This window comes from Rhizobium sp. PRIMUS64 (genome assembly GCF_023006465.1).
Classification (GTDB): domain Bacteria; phylum Pseudomonadota; class Alphaproteobacteria; order Rhizobiales; family Rhizobiaceae; genus Rhizobium; species Rhizobium leguminosarum.
The window spans coordinates 1-15,278 of record NZ_JALBGX010000085.1 but is presented as its reverse complement, the minus strand read 5'-3'; the positions used below and the strand labels follow the sequence as shown (position 1 = coordinate 15,278).

Genomic DNA, 15,278 nt, shown 5'->3' with positions numbered 1-15,278 from the left:
GGCGCCCCATGACTGAGGAAAACTTCGACGCCATAGTTATCGGGGCCGGCATGGCCGGAAACGCAGCTGCTTACACGATGTCGAGCCGCGGCATGAAGGTGCTGCAGTTGGAGCGTGGCGAGTATCCGGGCTCCAAGAATGTGCAGGGCGCCATCATGTACGCGGACATGCTGGAGAAAATCCTGCCGGACTTCCGGGATGATGCGCCTCTGGAGCGGCACTTAGTCGAGCAGCGCTTCTGGATGATGGACGACTCGTCCCACATCGGTATGCAATACCGGTCGGACGACTTCAACGAGTCGAGACACAATCGCTACACGGTCATTCGCGCCCAATTCGACAAATGGTTTTCACGCAAGGTGCGCGAGGCCGGAGCGACGCTTCTATGCGAGACGACCGTGACGGAACTCGTTCGTGATCCAAAGGGCAAGGTGATTGGCGTTCGCACCGACCGCGCCGGCGACGTGATTCTTGCTGACGTGGTCGTTCTCGCAGAGGGCGTCAATGGGCTGCTCGGCACGCGTGCTGGATTGCGTGACACGCCAAAACCGGAAACTGTCGCGCTCGCCGTCAAGGAAATGCATTTCCTGGCCGAAGAGGTAATTGACCAGCGGTTCGGCCTCAAGGCCAATGAAGGCTGCGTCATCGAGGCAGTTGGCACGATCTCTCGCAACATGGCCGGGCTTGCCTTCCTCTACACCAACAAAGAATCGATCTCGATCGGCATTGGCTGCCTTGTCTCCGAATTCGCGGCAACAATGGAAAGTCCTTATGAGCTGCTCGAAAAATTCAAAAGCCATCCGTCGGTCAAGCCGCTGATCGCAGGAGCGGAAGTCAAGGAATATGCGGCGCATCTCATTCCAGAAGGTGGTTACAAGGCAATTCCGCAGCTTTTTGGTGACGGCTGGGTCGTCGTCGGCGACGCGGCACAACTTAATAATGCGGTGCACCGCGAGGGGTCCAACCTCGCCATGACGTCGGGGCGGATCGCCGGCGAAGCAATCGTCCAGATCAAGAATCGCAAAAAGCCGATGGTCAAGGAGAACCTCTCCCTTTACAAGTCGATGCTTGAAAAGTCCTTCGTTATCAAAGACTTGAGGAAATACAAGGACATGCCTGCCCTGCTGCACACCAATTCCCGCAATTTCTTCACGACTTATCCAAGGTTGCTGTCGCAGGCCGCACAGAACTTTGTGCGAGTCGACGGCACCCCGAAGATCGACAAGGAACGGGCGACCACGGCCACCTTCATCAAGGCACGCTCGCGCTGGGGGCTGTTTGGTGATGCGGTCCGCTTGGCGCGCGCGTGGCGATAAAGGAGAGATGAGATGACGGTTGCAGTGACGAACATACGCGTAGAGGACAAGCTTTACCAAAATCGATATGTGGTCGATGCCGGACGCCCGCATATTAGGGTGCGTCCACACGATTGGCCAAGCGTAAATCTGTATGCCCTCACAAGTGTCTGTCCGGCCAAGTGCTACGAATTGAATGACCAGGGCCAAGTGGAGGTTATCGCCGACGGGTGCATGGAGTGCGGCACGTGCCGCGTACTCTGCGAGGCAAGTGGAGATATCGAGTGGAACTATCCGAGAGGCGGTTTCGGCGTTCTCTTCAAGTTCGGATAAAGGTTTGCAACTCCACGATTTAGAACCAACTTGGGTTTGCAGACAGGCGCATCGGAAACTTGCAGAGGTGCGCGTTGCGGATGGGCATTAGAAATTACTATATATACATGCAAGCAGGGGTTATAAGAAACGTTAGACAACCAAGGCCATATAATGACCCACATGCCCGCCCGACCGGTCGATGGAGTGGAACCCCTATCTGCCCTACCTGCTGGACCTATGCGCCAGGCGGGCACGCAGCGCAGCGGAATCTACGAGATATCAAAGGTACTGACTGCCCCCGCCCGGCTAGAGATCACGCTTGCCAACGTCGTGAACGTCCTCTCTTCCTTTCTGCAAATTCGACACGGAGCAATCGTTGTTCTGGACGCTGAAGGTCAGCCCGAGATTGCCGCAACTGGCGACATCCCCACATCCTCTCAATCAGCCGCTCGAGGCGTTATACCGAAGGCCGTAATCGACCATATCGCGACGACCGGTATGCCCTTCATCATAAAGGATGTCAGCAAGTCCGAATTATTTCAGGCTGAGCCGCAACCGCCTTGGAGCAGCGGCACCGTCCCAATTTCTTTTATTGGCGTTCCGGTAAAAGCCGATAATAAAATACTTGGCACAATATCGATCGATCGCGTCAGGAACGACGCCGCCCCCTTCCCTGCCGACGAGGACGTTCGCTTTCTGACCATGGTCGCCAATTTGGTCAGTCGGACGATCCGGCTTCATCGTTTCCTGAACCTGGAGGGTCGGCGACCTATCGGCGAACAAGAGAGACCGGAGAAGCCGATCATCGCGCAAAGGGGCGCGCCGGACCGACATCCACCCGCCAAAATCGGCGGGATTGTCGGGGATAGCCCGGCTCTCCAGCAGGTGGTTGAAACCGTCTCGGTGGTGGCGAGGACGAATTCCACCGTGCTTCTGCGGGGCGAAAGCGGCACCGGCAAGGAATTTTTTGCACAGGCGATCCATGAACTTTCCCCTCGTCGAAACAAGCCGTTCGTCAAATTGAACTGCGCCGCGCTGCCTGAAGGCGTCCTGGAATCGGAGCTGTTTGGGCATGAAAAGGGGGCTTTCACCGGGGCCATCGCGCAGCGCGCCGGACGCTTCGAACTGGCAAATGGCGGAACGCTTCTGCTTGACGAGATTGGCGAGATTTCGCCCGCCTTTCAAGCCAAACTGCTGCGCGTCCTACAGGAAGGCGAACTGGAGAGGGTGGGCGGAACTAAGACGCTTGCGGTCGACGTCCGGCTCATATGCGCCACGAATAAGAACCTCGAGATGGCTGTTGCAAACGCCGAATTCAGGGCCGACCTGTATTACCGCATCAGCGTAGTTCCAATTGTCCTGCCGCCGCTTCGAGAGCGACCCGGCGATATTCCACGCCTTGCGAAAGCTCTTCTTGACCGATTCAACAAGGAGAACCAACGCGAGCTGACGTTTTCGTCGTCGGCGATCGAGGTGATGTCGCAATGCTATTTCCCAGGTAACGTCCGGGAACTCGAAAACTGCGTGCGAAGGACTGCCACCCTTGCGCGTTCAAGCTCGATCGTTTCGTCTGATTTTGCCTGCAAGAACAGCCAGTGCCTTTCGTCGCTCCTCTGGAAAAGAACCGACGGGTCGCCCGGCGGCATCACCGTCGATAGGCATGCCCGGAGCAATGTGATGCCGACTTCATCGCCGCGGTCGGACGGGAGCATCGGTGCGTCGGACGAGGTATCTTCCGTCAAGGCTTGTGATCCGAACGGTTCCGGTTGTCCAGCAATGGAGTCGCGCCTCACGCAACGGGACCGGCTGATCGAGGCGATGGAAAAAGCCGGGTGGGTTCAGGCCAAAGCGGCTCGTATTCTCGGCCTTACGCCTCGTCAGGTCGGCTATGCTCTACGCCAGCATCGCGTCGAGGTGAAAAAGCTTTAAGCGCCTGGGTGATGTTGGACCTTCTCGATTTCCAATGCCTGGTTTGGTGGCTTACGGACAACTCTTTTGTCGACTGTCGGAAGCTCGACAAATCTGTGTCCGAACACGGTCGGAATCGAACAACAAATGCAAATTGTTGAAGCAAATCCCGTCCTTGGGATGGCATGACTTTTGCGTTTTGAAAGGCGACGTCAACTAGCAACGGAGCACTCAATGTCCGCACCGATGATTTCGCTTGAAAGTGCGACCAGCACGACATCCTTGGATCAATTGCTGGCGACCGCGAAACCGAGTGGCTGCACATCCTCGTCATGTGGCGTGTCCACAAAACCGGCCGACGTGGACCAGGCTATCTGGGCGAAGATCAAAAACCACCCCTGCTATTCAGAAGAGGCTCACCATTATTTCGCGCGCATGCATGTCGCGGTCGCACCAGCCTGCAATATCCAGTGCAACTATTGCAATCGTAAATATGACTGCGCCAACGAAAGCCGCCCTGGGGTCGTCTCGGAAAAGTTGACGCCAGACCAGGCGCTGCGCAAGGTCATTGCCGTCGCCAACGAAGTGCCGCAGCTTTCCGTGCTGGGTGTCGCCGGACCGGGCGATGCCTGTTACGACTGGAAGAAGACAAAGGAAACGTTCGAACGAGTTGCGGGGGAGATCCACGACATCAAGCTGTGCATCTCCACCAACGGGCTTGCGCTGCCGGATCACGTCGCCGAACTTGTCGACATGAATGTCGATCACGTGACAATTACGATCAACATGGTTGACCCTGAAATCGGCGCAAAGATCTATCCCTGGATCTTTTACCGCAACCGTCGTTACACCGGCATCGAAGCTGCGAGAATTCTGCACGAGCGGCAAATGGTGGGCCTGGAGATGCTGACCGCGTGCGGCATCATCACCAAAGTCAATTCGGTGATGATTCCTGGTGTCAACGACGAACACCTGGTCGAGGTAAATAAATGGGTCAAGGAGCGGGGGGCGTTCCTGCACAACGTCATGCCGCTTATTTCCGATCCGGCCCATGGCACCTACTACGGCTTGACCGGACAGCGCGGCCCGCGGGCGCTCGAATTGAAGGCGCTCCAGGATCGTCTCGAAGGCGGCGCAAAGCTAATGCGCCATTGCCGGCAGTGTAGGGCCGATGCCGTCGGCCTGCTTGGGGATGATCGGGGCCAGGAGTTCGCACTCGACCAGCTTCCCGGAGAGATCACCTATGACGCCCGTAAGCGCGAGGCCTATCGGGAAGTGATCGCCCGCGAACGCGGCGATCACGCGACCGCCAAGAGCGAGGCAATCGAGACAGTCAAAGCAGCCGGCGATGGGTCCCTCCACGTCGCGGTCGCGACAAAGGGTGGCGGTCGCATCAACGAGCACTTCGGCCATGCGAAGGAGTTCCAAGTATACGAAGCTTCGTCGAGAGGCATCACCTACGTCGGGCATCGCAAGATCGAACAGTATTGCCTCGGAGGCAGGGGCGAGGAAGCCACCCTCGACGGCATCATAACTGCGCTGGTCGGTATTGACGTCGTGCTATGCGCCAAGATCGGGGAGTGCCCTAAGACTAAGCTCATGGAGGCCGGGGTTCGGGCAACGGATGCTTATTGCTATGACTACATCGAGACCGCCATCGGCACCCTCTACGCCGCCAAGTTTGGCGTCGAACCACAAGCGGCGACGGCGTGAGCGCTCTTAATCCAACATCTTCAGGAGTTTAAAAATGGCCTTCAGGATCATAGCGTCCCAATGCACCCAGTGCGGTGCCTGCGAGTTCGAATGCCCCTCCGGTGCGATCAGGTTCAAAGGTGAGATCTACGTTATCGACCCGGAAAAATGCACCGAATGCAAGGGTACCTTCGAAACGCAGCAATGCGCGGAGGTTTGCCCCGTGCCGAAGACCTGCGTCCTCGCCGCACCTGCGATTTGACCTTCAGCATGGTCGGGGCTCCTGCGGAGAAGCCTTCAATGATATCCTGCAAGGAGGAATGCCCATGGGCCTTGGACGTGAACAGGAGGTCGAAATCCACAGGCCTCCACGATTTACACCCGGCGAGCGGGTGCGGGCCAGACTTCACGTAAAGAATGACGGCACCTATGCTGGCAAAAAAATTGGGGAAAGTTTGGTGCGGAAGGGCGACGAAGGCTATGTGCGCGACATCGGCACCTTTCTCCAGCAGTTTTACATCTATGCCGTCGAATGGGTCGAACGTGGCACTATCGTCGGCATGCGTGCCCGTGAACTGACGAGTCTAGACAACGCCGCTGCTTGCGGCGCTGCTGAAATCGCGGGGCCCCCAACGAAGGAATAGCGACATGAAGATAATGATTCGCAGAACGAGCGCCGGCTTGTCGGCTTACGTACCAAAGAAAGATCTCGAAGAGCCGATCGTAGATGTCGAGGCTGATGACATGTGGGGCGGCACGATCACTCTCAGGAACGGCTGGAGACTCGTCTTGCCCAAGCTATCGCGGGATACGCCTCTGCCGATCACCGTCCACGCAAGGAAGATTCCTGACGAGGACTGATGCTGCAAACGAGAGGTAAGAGAAAACAGCATGAATAAAATTTTGACCTCGGACCGTCTCCTGATCATTCGCAACGGTGACGCCGAAGAAAGACTTAGGCTGCTTCAGGAAGCGCTCGCTGCGGATCGGATCGTTCCCTATCTCGGTCCGGATCTCCTTCGGCTGCAATCCACGGAACCACCTGTACCGGACACCCCGGAAGCCGTCTCCGCGGCACTCAACGAACGCACACCTGCCCCTTCCAGGATACGCAGCAATATGTGGTCAGTCGCGCAGTTTATTGAACAGCGACGGCATCGCCGGACGCTTCAGGCCTGGATGGCAGAAATATTTGGAGCACCCGTGGCGCCGACCGCCCTCCACGACTGGCTCGCAACGCTGCCGCTCTCCCTTATCGTCGACGGTTGGTACGACGGGACAATGCGTGCGGCTTTCGCGAAGACCGGTCGAACGGATGTCGTCGAGATTCAGGGCGTCACGCGTGCAAACGGCGGCGGCGACATTTGGACAAAAACTTACGATCTGTCCGGGAGAGACGTCGAATGCGTCGCAGCGCCAAAGACGGTCCTCTATGCGCCGTACGGCAGTGTTATACCAGCTTCGAACTTTCTGGTGTCCGATTCCGATTACGTGGAAGTCCTAACCGAAATCGATATCCAGACGCCAATACCTGGAATGGTGAAAGAACGGCGTATAGATCGCGGTTTTCTTTTCATTGGCTGCCGCTTCAACGATCAGATGCTCCGGATCTACGCTCGACAGATCATCAAGCGCTCTCACGGCCCCCACTTTGCAGTACTTGATGCGGAAGGCCTTACCAAAAACGAGCGCCGTTTCCTTGCAGCAAGCGGAATCACGGTGGTCGACCTGCCGATCGGCGAAGCCGCGGCTCTGCTTGTACCATTTGGTAGCAAGGCGGATGGTGACCATGGCCGCACGGCTCCCGCTTCGAATCTCTGTAGCGGCTAGAGTGCCGCAGATTGAAAAAGTTCTGTTTCTGCCAAGTTCGAATGCCATACTGCCCACGTTTGCTGGCGTAGGGGATTGCGGGTGGGATCAATGGCGATGAGCGAGCGTGATCTTTAGCGGATCGAGGTTCTGTCGCAGGTGATCGACGGAAGATCGGCGACGACCGCAGATTACTGTTCGCTCAATGTCAATGCGAAGGACCGATTATGAAGAAACCTAAACCATTCCCAATACAGCGGCAGAGCCGCGGCCGAATCGCCAGAAATAAGCCTCGCATCGGCCACCGGGTGCTCCACTCGTGCGCCAATAACACGCGTAATCAACGGGATCGAGACGGCACACGCTTTACGGTCTTGCGCTTATTTGTGATCTTTATCCCACAATATGGACTTCGATACTTGGTGTTTCCAAGTGACAAGCAGTGTGGCCAATAATTCTAACCGCCTAGCTCTGCGTCTTCATACTTCCAGAAATGATGTCCCTGGCGGCTGAAAGGAACGCGTCCATTTGGGTTCTGGTGCCGATGCTGACGCGGATAAAATTTTCCAAACCGGCATCGGGAAAGACGGCTACAAGTATGTTCTGCCTATCCAAAGACGCTTGCCACCATTTGCCATCTCGTCCGGGTGGCACCCGAGCTAGCAAAAAGTTTGTGTGGGAGGGAATGACAGAAAAGCCCAATTGAGACAAGGCAGTGGTCGTTCTGTGTCTTTCATGTTTAATATATCTGTGGTTCTCGTCGTAGTCGGCGCGGTGCGAAAGGATACTAATGCCCACCGCATGGCCGATCACGTTCATGTTAAAGACATTTTGCAGGTTGCGTAGCCTCCCAATAAGTTCGGGATGACCAAAGCCGAAACCGACGCGAATTCCCGCGGCTGCAAAGCCTTTCGAAAGTGTTCTCAATACTAGAAGGTTTGGATGACGATCGACTAGGCGCAGGGCATCATCGGGTGCAAAGTCGACATACGCTTCATCCACCACTATCAACTGGTCCGATTGCGCGACGAGGCGGTCGATTTCAGCCACCGGAACGAATGTTCCCGTTGGATTGTTCGGATTGGCCAGCAGTATGAATTTTGCATCTTTTGCTGGACCAAGAAGCAGCTGCTCGATTGGCAGAGAATAAGACTCGCCCCATTCGATTTCGAGAAATCTGGCACCCTGCAACTTGGCCAGTTTGCGGTTAAAGGAAAAACCTGGCGATATCATCGCAACGCTATCTCCCGGGTCGAGGAATGCTCTGTAGATGAGCCCAAGCAGCTCCGACGAGCCGTTCCCGGCGACCACCTGATCCTGGGAGAGGCCATACGCGCTGGCGGCTGCGTCGCGCAAGCTCAGATTGTCATCTTCGGGATACAGATAATGCCGTTCGAGGGCCGCCAGCGCACTTTGCAACACCATCATCGGCAACGGAAACGGATTCTCATTCGTGTTTAGTCTAACGAAGTTCGCATCTCGCCCCGGTTGATTGGAGGGTAGCGCATTTAGCTGTCTCGCCATCGGCGAAAGAGCCGAAAGCACGGCTTGCAGCTTTGCATCAGCCATATCTTTTCTCCGTTTCAGTAAGCCGAGTCGTGAGCGCGTGATCGGCTGTCTCCTGTTGAAGCCAACATCGCATCGGACGTTGGCGCGGCCGCCTGCGGGCTGCTACGGTCGCCGCGTAGTTAATAGGCCAGGGACCGCCGCGGCCGCCTCAAGCCGCCAATGGTCAAGCCTCCCCACTCTCACACTCATGCGTACTTGCTCCATTCGCCTTTCGAGGAACTGTTCGATCTCAAACGCCAACTCCGCAGGGTCGTGGCCAACCGTTTCGAGATGTAACTCAGGGCTCCCAGGATCTCGTACGGCGAGGAAACTCGGGTGGAATTGGCGATCTTGCCGGCAAGCGCCTTCCTCTTCGGACCGCGTCGCGCGCATTCCTCGAGCGGCGTGTCGCCGAAGATTTCGATAAGCTCCCCCTCCTCCATCAGTTCGCGAGTCATCCGGCGTTCGCCGCGGAACGCGAGATGAAGGATACGAGGAAGATCAGCCCAGCATCGGCCATCAGCTTGGTGACCTCGGCACGCGGCGGATGTTCTCGACGCGATCGGATTGATTGAAGCCCAGGTCGCGATTGAGCCCGTGGCGCACGTTGTCGCCGTCGAGGATGTAGGTGTGCTTCCCGTGGGCATGCAGCAGCCGGTCGAGCGCATTGGCGACTTGCCGGAGCCGGAAAGTCCAGTGAACTAAAGGACGGCTGGCCGCTGACTCTTCATCGCCGCGCGCGCCCTTGTCAGCGCCGGTCGCCTGCCAATGCGCGTTGTCGGCGCGCCTTGCCCAGCTTTGGCTGCCACTGAAATTGAAGACCCCGGTCGGCCCATAGGCTTTGCGAAAGAACTCGGGAGAATCGACATGGTCGATGAGTTTCAGCTCGTTTTCCCAGCACAGCTTCCACCGCACCTCAGAACGCATGCAAAGACCTCCTTTGGTATTTCCTGCTGCTGTTTTTGAAGCACGCATTGTGCGATCGAAGCAGCGGCCACCCCGCTGCATGTCGGCGCCGTTGCTCGGGTTCGCGCTATAGCCAGTCCGGATCGTCAAATGTTTCGCCGTCACTCGCGTCTGAGATCATTCCTAATGCATCATCACGGGAGATTGGTAAAATGGATTGCATGAATGGAATTATCGATGCTTTGTATGTTGAATATACGGGTTTCTTAGACTTTGATGTGACCTCCCTGGCACTTGCCGCGTAAAGACGACCGCGCGTCCCCTCCAGCGGCCGAAAGCAGGGATGAGTTGGACCAGTTGACCCAACTGCGCCCCCCGTTTACCCACCTATGTCCCGGAGTGCTTTGGCGATGAACGGCCGCTTGCTAGTCCTAACCGCCTGCGCAAAGCTTGCTTCGGCAACCTGCAACGGCGCGAGCGTTGGTCGCGGTTTCTGATAGAACTTCATCAGGGACGCACGTTCTGTTTATTGACGCTAGCGATCTACGTCCTATTTGCGATCGTCTGCAGTGGCGCTGGTAGACGCGACTTTCACGGCACGATCGCCGCTATCGCTACCGGTCTCGTCTATGCGGCTTAGTAAGCTGAAAATATCTTGCAAGATCTCTTCATCGAAAGTCCGCAACTTCACGATAGTAGCCAGCAGCAGAACCGCTTTGGTTTCAGTTTCGCCCCAAAGATAAGGTGCCGCCGGGGCGATAATCTCTTCCGGAGTGGCATCCAAAACCTCACACAGATGAATCAGTCGGCTCACGGTCAAGCGGGATACTCCATTTTCGTACCGGCCGTAGACCTGCTTAGTGATGCCAAGCAAGGGCGCCAGTTTCGAGCGCGGTAGTTTTCGCTTATCGCGGGCTTCGCGAAGGCTGATGCTGATCAAGTTTTCGAGTTCGGCGCTAAGTGCAATCCGTCCGTCAAAAGGTTTTCGATAGACCGGCTTGTCTATGCCTGGATCATCGACTTGTTGCAAACCGAGTTCATTAATCCATTGCTTCAATGATGGTCCTGACATTGCTCCGACTGAGGTAAATGCGCCAGAGCACTTTATACGGAAAGTGATGTGCTTGAAACCACCAATGTTTCGATTTCGATCTCATTTGGCGCATTTTGGTCCAGGCGAACCTCACCCGATAGCTATCGTTTACCAAAATATATCATTGATCGCAAGTACATAGATATAGCTCACACCGAAATCGCTTCACGCAAGGATTATCCACTTGCGCCAAATTGGCACTGAATGCCTTCAGTGATTTTGGTGATAACGGTCACTGCATTTCCTCGTCTAGCACTAGGGACGTCGTGTGCGGGCATGGTGGCCTTTTGTCCTGCACGCGGAGACTCTCGGTTCACGGCAAACCAATCAAGGCTGCGCGTGTTGGCTGCTCTAGGCGATGCCCTCATAGTACCTCTGAACGGCGACAGCCATGAACAGCGTTTCCAGTCTCAGCGACTCGCCCCCGTTTTCGCGGAACCTGATCGTGATGTCGAATGGCTATTTCCGAGCCGAATGGCAAAAAGGATCGGCGCGATGGAACAGAGGCGCGGAGAGGACGGGCTTAGATTTGGCAATTTGAAATCAAAGCATGCGCGCCGGCAGCTCGAATACCCACACAGGAGAACCCAATGAGGGAGTTGATGACAGACCCTACTGTCGAAGCAAAGCGCATGCAAATAGACTTGGCGTCGCTCGCCGACAAATCGCTCGAGCATCGAGCGAGATCGACGCCAACCAACGATCGAATATTGCGCAATCGCCGCGTATTGTTGATCAGACGGAAAACGAGTGAAAAACTAAGTTGTGAGATTGCGGGTGTCTGCACACCGACGACAGCGCGTCGGCTGCGATACCCGGCTATCACCAACACTGCTACTGGTCAGGGGCGTCATAGACAAACCCAGATCACTTCACGGTCTCCGCTACATCACTGATACCTCTGTCGCTCTCGTCGTCATCGGGGATCATTCGCTGCAGGAGCCGAATTAGGTCGCGCGTCGTGCCGGTCGGAAGTCTCCTGAGAATCCTCGCCAGTGTGAGACAATCCTCGGCCTCCTCCGATGTGCGGCCCCAAAGATGTGGCGCAGCTTCAAAGATCATATCGATAGGCATGAAGCCAAGAATCTCACACAGATGGATCATCCGAGTAACAGTCATTTTGGAAAATGCCCGCTCGTAGCGTCCGTATACAGGGATGGACAGACCAAGCATTGGAGCAACGTCCGCGCGAGACAGGCCCTGCGCTTGGCGTGTCTTTTTCAGGAACGCGCTGATCAGTTCCTCCATGTGACCCAGGGATGTAATTTCGCCGCCGAAGCCCGGCTTTCGATAGATCGCCTTGTCAACCTCCGGATCGGCGGTGCTGACGAGGCCTCTCGAACTTCTGTAGCTTGCTAGATCTTCCGTCACCGCACGTCCCTGTTTTCCTGCCACTCGTTGTAGGCTTGAGCCAACCTGAACCGATTTGAACCACGTGTCATCGCCACACTACAACCGTTTTAAATACCCATTTTGGGCATTTTTTGCGTTATAGCAAATATTTGAGGGTTTAGCCAAATTGCTTCATGAATGCATGCAAAACAGGCTCGCTAGACCGGTCGCCCAGTTCCATGAAAGATGAGGCGGCTATGGTCGCACCCGCCACTGAATCATCTAGGTTGCGTCGAATTTGAGCGAAAATTCACATTCAATGCTCAACATCTTCTAAGCCGTCTTCGTTGAGGACGATAAGAAATAATCCTCGAAAACCGATCCGTTTCCCCGTCCCACGATATCCCATTTGGCTAGCTGGGAAAGCTCCGCCGTGCTGGAAATCACTCAGCCAAGAACCCATATCGGTTACCGCTCCCGCTAGCGTGTAGGTTCGATGCTCTCTGAAAATTCCGCCTCCTTCAACCAGGGCTTCGAAAGAAAGCGCTGTATAGATCCACCTGCTCCGACCTTTTAGTCCGCTAGCAAAAGGCGGTCGGGGACCGACTTCTCGAAACGGTTTCCTGCCGGCCGACAAGGGCTACGGCAGCGCCGAAATCCTCGCCAAGCCGGTCGAGTGTAAGGCTCGGCAACATCGCGACGAAGAACAACAGGAAGGGCTCAGTCGTCTTCTCACGCTGGGTCTATCGGCAGCGTAACCTCGTGAAACGTCAAAAGCATCGGTTCGATCGTAATTGACGCAAAGCTGACAGTCGTGTGCGATCGCGCACATTGACAGGCTGGCATGATGCAAGCGCCGACGTGCATTGTGAGCTCGACCCAATTCACTCCCAATGCTGGGTCGGCCTTCGGACGGATCGCTCGCAAGGTTGACGGTGTTCACATACTAGGCGGAGTGGCACAATCCGAGACTCCCGACACACGGTGAGCACCGGAAGGCGCCTTCTGTCGCCATTGGAACATTCACTAACAATGCTCTGGTGGCACACCAATTGCTTGTAAGAGCCCAGATCTCTGCCGGCAATGGTTCCGGTCCAAGCTCCAGTGGTTACTATCGACGATGACCAACACCTTTAGATGTAAGGCCCATCTTCGCCCATGTCGTACCGTACGACGGAGCTCGTCAGCGATCATCACGCGCGGCGGCGTGCAGCCGATCCAAAGAGCTTTGTCACCAGCCACTGCTCAGCGCGGGAGCCTCTTCAGCTTTGGATCAAGACGTTGAGAGCGATGCCATTCTGGCCGACAGCGCCGCCGGAGCCAATGTTCTTCGCGCGCGATCGAAATAACCGAATTCGTCCAGATGTCATGTCGCCGCGAATGAGACTGCTTCAAGGGATTCCAGTGGGAGATCGCCTTGCCGAGTTAAGGCTCCCACTGGCACGCGGTTTCGTTGGTGACGCCGGTGCCGCATGTTGGCGGCCGCATCCGCTAAATTTAACGGTGCCTAGAACCTGAAGAGACACAGCGAAATTTGCCTTTCGTTTGGCACCGGTTGGACTACGCCCAATTTTCGTTTTCGTCTCAAAAGTGGAGATGCGATATGACTTCGAATCACCAAGCCGACGTGGTTGGCGATAGCGACAAGCTCATCGAGCAGGCGCTGCGAGCTGCCATGGATACTGCTCTAAGTCCGGCTGCGCCGGCTCACTTGCGTGGAGCGCTGGACGCGGCAGTGTTTCCAGGTGGCTCCCGGATGCGCCCCAAGCTCTGCTTGAAAGTCTCCTATGTGTGCGGCGAAAAACATCCTGAGCTGGCGACAAGAGCCGCGGCAGCAATTGAATTGCTGCACTGTGCCTCGTTGGTGCATGACGACTTGCCTTGCTTCGATAACGCCGCGCTACGTCGCGGCAGACCGACGGTGCACCGGCTTTTCGGAGAGCCTATCGCCGTTTTGGCCGGCGATGCCTTGATCGTGATGGCTTTCAAATACCTCAGCTTGCAGGCTGCACTAACACCTGAGTTGGGCGGGCGCATGATCGAGGTGGTTGCGGAGGCGGTCGGCCCCAGTCACGGACTGATCGCCGGACAGTCGATGGAGGCAATGACGCACGTCGCTATCGACCGCTATCACCATTACAAGACCGGCTCCCTCTTTGTCGCGGCGGCCACGTGCGGTGCCCTGGTAAGTGGTGCTGATCCGGCTCCGTGGTCTAAGGTGGGGGAATTGCTCGGGCATGCGTATCAGATTGCCGACGACATCGCAGATACAGTCGGCCGCGTAGAAGTGCTTGGCAAATTGCCTGCCGTGGACACGCAGCTGAATCGACCCAGTATCGTTCGCGGCCAAGGATTGGACAGCGCAGCCGCCAGATTTTACGCGTACCTCGAACAGATAGGTGACACCATTCCTGCCAGCCCTCACAAACGGTCCTTCGTTGACTGGCTAAATCATTCACTTTGCAAAGGCGTGGCGGGACCGGGAAAAGCCGGTCTGATTCAACAGGCGGCGCTGGATTGCGCACCTTTATGAGCACCGAGTTACGGGACGCATATCCCACGACACCGTATGGCAGTTTCTGCGGCGCGAGGGGCTACGGTTCAAAAAAACACTGTTCGCCCTTGAGCAGGCGCGAGTTGACGTCGCGCGACGGCGACAGCGCTGGCGATCCTGGCAGGCTGGCCTCGATCCAAGCCGGCTGGTCTTCATCGATGAAAGTGTGCTGCAGAGGCACGGAAGGAGTTCAGTATGAGCTAACCCCGTAACGTGAAGCTGCGTGAATGATGGAGGATGGCCCTCCGGGATCGGCTTTCAGGAGCGGGTCTCAAACCAGTCCGAGCTGCTGCGATAAAGAGCCGTGGTGGTGAGCGTCGGATGAAAAGTTCGGACGAGATCCGAGCAGGTGCGTGTCCGAAAGACGAACGAAAGTGAACCCTCCGAAGACGCGCCGTTATGAATCTAAGCGTCGTCGAAACCAGGACTGTTTCGTCATCCTGGGACAAGTCGGCCGGGTGCCTGATGATTGGGCGGGCGGCGACCGGCGTAGAGGGGGCGTGAGTTGGACACAGGCTTTCACGCGGAACTGCAGGAACCAGGCTCCTGATGCCAAGGGAGAAGCCCAAGCGGAGAAACCGTAAGGCGAGAGTACCGATGCAGGAGACCGGGGCGGACCGATCCGTATGAGCGTTGAGGGCCCTGTAATGGGGCCGGAGCAAAGGGATCGGATCAGGTGGTCGCATTGTTTGGAACAACTGGAAACAGGATGACTTCGATAGGTACGACAGACAAGCCGTTTCGGATTGAGAAGCGGCAAGTGTACGAAGCTTACAAAGCGGTCAAAGCCAACCGTGGTGCAGCCGGGTGGACGGTGAGACCCTGG

Annotated in this window: 12 protein-coding genes and 4 pseudogenes; 11 read left to right on the top strand and 5 right to left on the bottom strand. The window is 56.4% G+C overall.

Annotated features, from left to right (window positions below; translation table 11 throughout):
* Nucleotides 1-8 precede the first annotated feature (8 nt).
* The 8 genes from MOV76_RS26645 (at nucleotide 9) to MOV76_RS26610 (ending at nucleotide 7,040) form a co-directional block, all read left to right on the top strand.
* A complete protein-coding gene (locus MOV76_RS26645; RefSeq protein WP_040111843.1) occupies nucleotides 9-1,316 on the top strand; it encodes an FAD-binding protein in 1,308 nt (435 codons plus the stop codon).
* A gap of 12 nt (nucleotides 1,317-1,328) precedes the next feature.
* A complete protein-coding gene (locus tag MOV76_RS26640; protein ID WP_004678523.1) occupies nucleotides 1,329-1,628 on the top strand; it encodes a ferredoxin family protein in 300 nt (99 codons plus the stop codon).
* Between the two features lie 219 nt (nucleotides 1,629-1,847).
* Nucleotides 1,848-3,539: a nif-specific transcriptional activator NifA gene (gene nifA, locus MOV76_RS26635; RefSeq protein ID WP_077991685.1), complete on the top strand. Its 1,692-nt coding sequence runs from the start codon at nucleotides 1,848-1,850 to the stop codon at nucleotides 3,537-3,539.
* Between the two features lie 213 nt (nucleotides 3,540-3,752).
* The gene (nifB, locus tag MOV76_RS26630) at nucleotides 3,753-5,231 is read left to right on the top strand and encodes a nitrogenase cofactor biosynthesis protein NifB (protein WP_011053432.1); all 1,479 of its coding nucleotides are present in this window, start codon (nucleotides 3,753-3,755) and stop codon (nucleotides 5,229-5,231) included.
* Between the two features lie 34 nt (nucleotides 5,232-5,265).
* Complete coding sequence (locus tag MOV76_RS26625) at nucleotides 5,266-5,472, top strand: 4Fe-4S binding protein (RefSeq protein ID WP_012489551.1); 207 nt, start codon at nucleotides 5,266-5,268, stop codon at nucleotides 5,470-5,472.
* Nucleotides 5,473-5,536: 64 nt separating this feature from the next.
* Entirely contained in the window at nucleotides 5,537-5,854 is a 318-nt protein-coding gene (locus MOV76_RS26620; RefSeq protein ID WP_012489552.1) for a nitrogen fixation protein NifZ, read from the top strand.
* Between the two features lie 4 nt (nucleotides 5,855-5,858).
* Entirely contained in the window at nucleotides 5,859-6,071 is a 213-nt protein-coding gene (gene nifT, locus MOV76_RS26615) for a putative nitrogen fixation protein NifT (RefSeq protein ID WP_004678514.1), read from the top strand.
* A 30-nt stretch (nucleotides 6,072-6,101) separates the two neighbouring features.
* Nucleotides 6,102-7,040, top strand: coding sequence for an SIR2 family protein (locus tag MOV76_RS26610; protein ID WP_012489553.1), 939 nt, complete (start codon nucleotides 6,102-6,104; stop codon nucleotides 7,038-7,040).
* Nucleotides 7,041-7,484: 444 nt separating this feature from the next.
* Here MOV76_RS26610 and hisC read toward each other — a convergent pair whose 3' ends face one another.
* The 5 genes and pseudogenes from hisC to MOV76_RS26585 form a co-directional block, all read right to left on the bottom strand.
* A complete protein-coding gene (gene hisC, locus MOV76_RS26605; protein ID WP_077991684.1) occupies nucleotides 7,485-8,588 on the bottom strand; it encodes a histidinol-phosphate transaminase in 1,104 nt (367 codons plus the stop codon).
* Nucleotides 8,589-8,690: 102 nt separating this feature from the next.
* Nucleotides 8,691-9,356, bottom strand: a pseudogene (cysC, locus tag MOV76_RS40150) (adenylyl-sulfate kinase); the annotation flags it as partial.
* A 9-nt stretch (nucleotides 9,357-9,365) separates the two neighbouring features.
* Nucleotides 9,366-9,494, bottom strand: a pseudogene (locus MOV76_RS40145) (adenylyl-sulfate kinase); the annotation flags it as partial.
* 529 nt (nucleotides 9,495-10,023) lie between these two features.
* Entirely contained in the window at nucleotides 10,024-10,530 is a 507-nt protein-coding gene (locus MOV76_RS26590; RefSeq protein ID WP_040111851.1) for a helix-turn-helix domain-containing protein, read from the bottom strand.
* A 903-nt stretch (nucleotides 10,531-11,433) separates the two neighbouring features.
* Nucleotides 11,434-11,937, bottom strand: a complete 504-nt coding sequence (locus MOV76_RS26585) for a helix-turn-helix transcriptional regulator (RefSeq protein ID WP_040111852.1) — start codon at nucleotides 11,935-11,937, stop codon at nucleotides 11,434-11,436.
* 584 nt (nucleotides 11,938-12,521) lie between these two features.
* On the opposite strand from MOV76_RS26585, the pseudogene MOV76_RS26580 reads away from it, so the two are divergent.
* The 3 genes and pseudogenes from MOV76_RS26580 to MOV76_RS26570 all read left to right on the top strand — a co-directional run.
* Nucleotides 12,522-12,669, top strand: a pseudogene (locus MOV76_RS26580) (IS5/IS1182 family transposase); the annotation flags it as partial.
* A gap of 832 nt (nucleotides 12,670-13,501) precedes the next feature.
* On the top strand, nucleotides 13,502-14,431 hold the full coding sequence (locus MOV76_RS26575; protein WP_040111853.1) for a polyprenyl synthetase family protein: 930 nt from the start codon (nucleotides 13,502-13,504) through the stop codon (nucleotides 14,429-14,431).
* Nucleotides 14,418-14,618, top strand: a pseudogene (locus tag MOV76_RS26570) (IS630 family transposase); the annotation flags it as partial. The gene MOV76_RS26575 and the pseudogene MOV76_RS26570, both read left to right, overlap by 14 nt.
* Nucleotides 14,619-15,278: the final 660 nt, after the last annotated feature.

Excerpts from the sequence above, each read along its gene's own strand:
- nifT (WP_004678514.1), top strand. The coding sequence starts at position 5,859 with ATGAAGATAATGATTCGCAGAACGAGCGCCGGCTTGTCGGCTTACGTA.
- MOV76_RS26610 (WP_012489553.1), top strand. The coding sequence starts at position 6,102 with ATGAATAAAATTTTGACCTCGGACCGTCTCCTGATCATTCGCAACGGT.
- MOV76_RS26625 (WP_012489551.1), top strand. The coding sequence starts at position 5,266 with ATGGCCTTCAGGATCATAGCGTCCCAATGCACCCAGTGCGGTGCCTGC.
- nifA (WP_077991685.1), top strand. The coding sequence starts at position 1,848 with ATGCGCCAGGCGGGCACGCAGCGCAGCGGAATCTACGAGATATCAAAG.
- MOV76_RS26575 (WP_040111853.1), top strand. The coding sequence starts at position 13,502 with ATGACTTCGAATCACCAAGCCGACGTGGTTGGCGATAGCGACAAGCTC.
- MOV76_RS26645 (WP_040111843.1), top strand. The coding sequence starts at position 9 with ATGACTGAGGAAAACTTCGACGCCATAGTTATCGGGGCCGGCATGGCC.
- hisC (WP_077991684.1), bottom strand. The coding sequence starts at position 8,588 with ATGGCTGATGCAAAGCTGCAAGCCGTGCTTTCGGCTCTTTCGCCGATG.
- nifB (WP_011053432.1), top strand. The coding sequence starts at position 3,753 with ATGTCCGCACCGATGATTTCGCTTGAAAGTGCGACCAGCACGACATCC.
- MOV76_RS26640 (WP_004678523.1), top strand. The coding sequence starts at position 1,329 with ATGACGGTTGCAGTGACGAACATACGCGTAGAGGACAAGCTTTACCAA.
- MOV76_RS26620 (WP_012489552.1), top strand. The coding sequence starts at position 5,537 with ATGGGCCTTGGACGTGAACAGGAGGTCGAAATCCACAGGCCTCCACGA.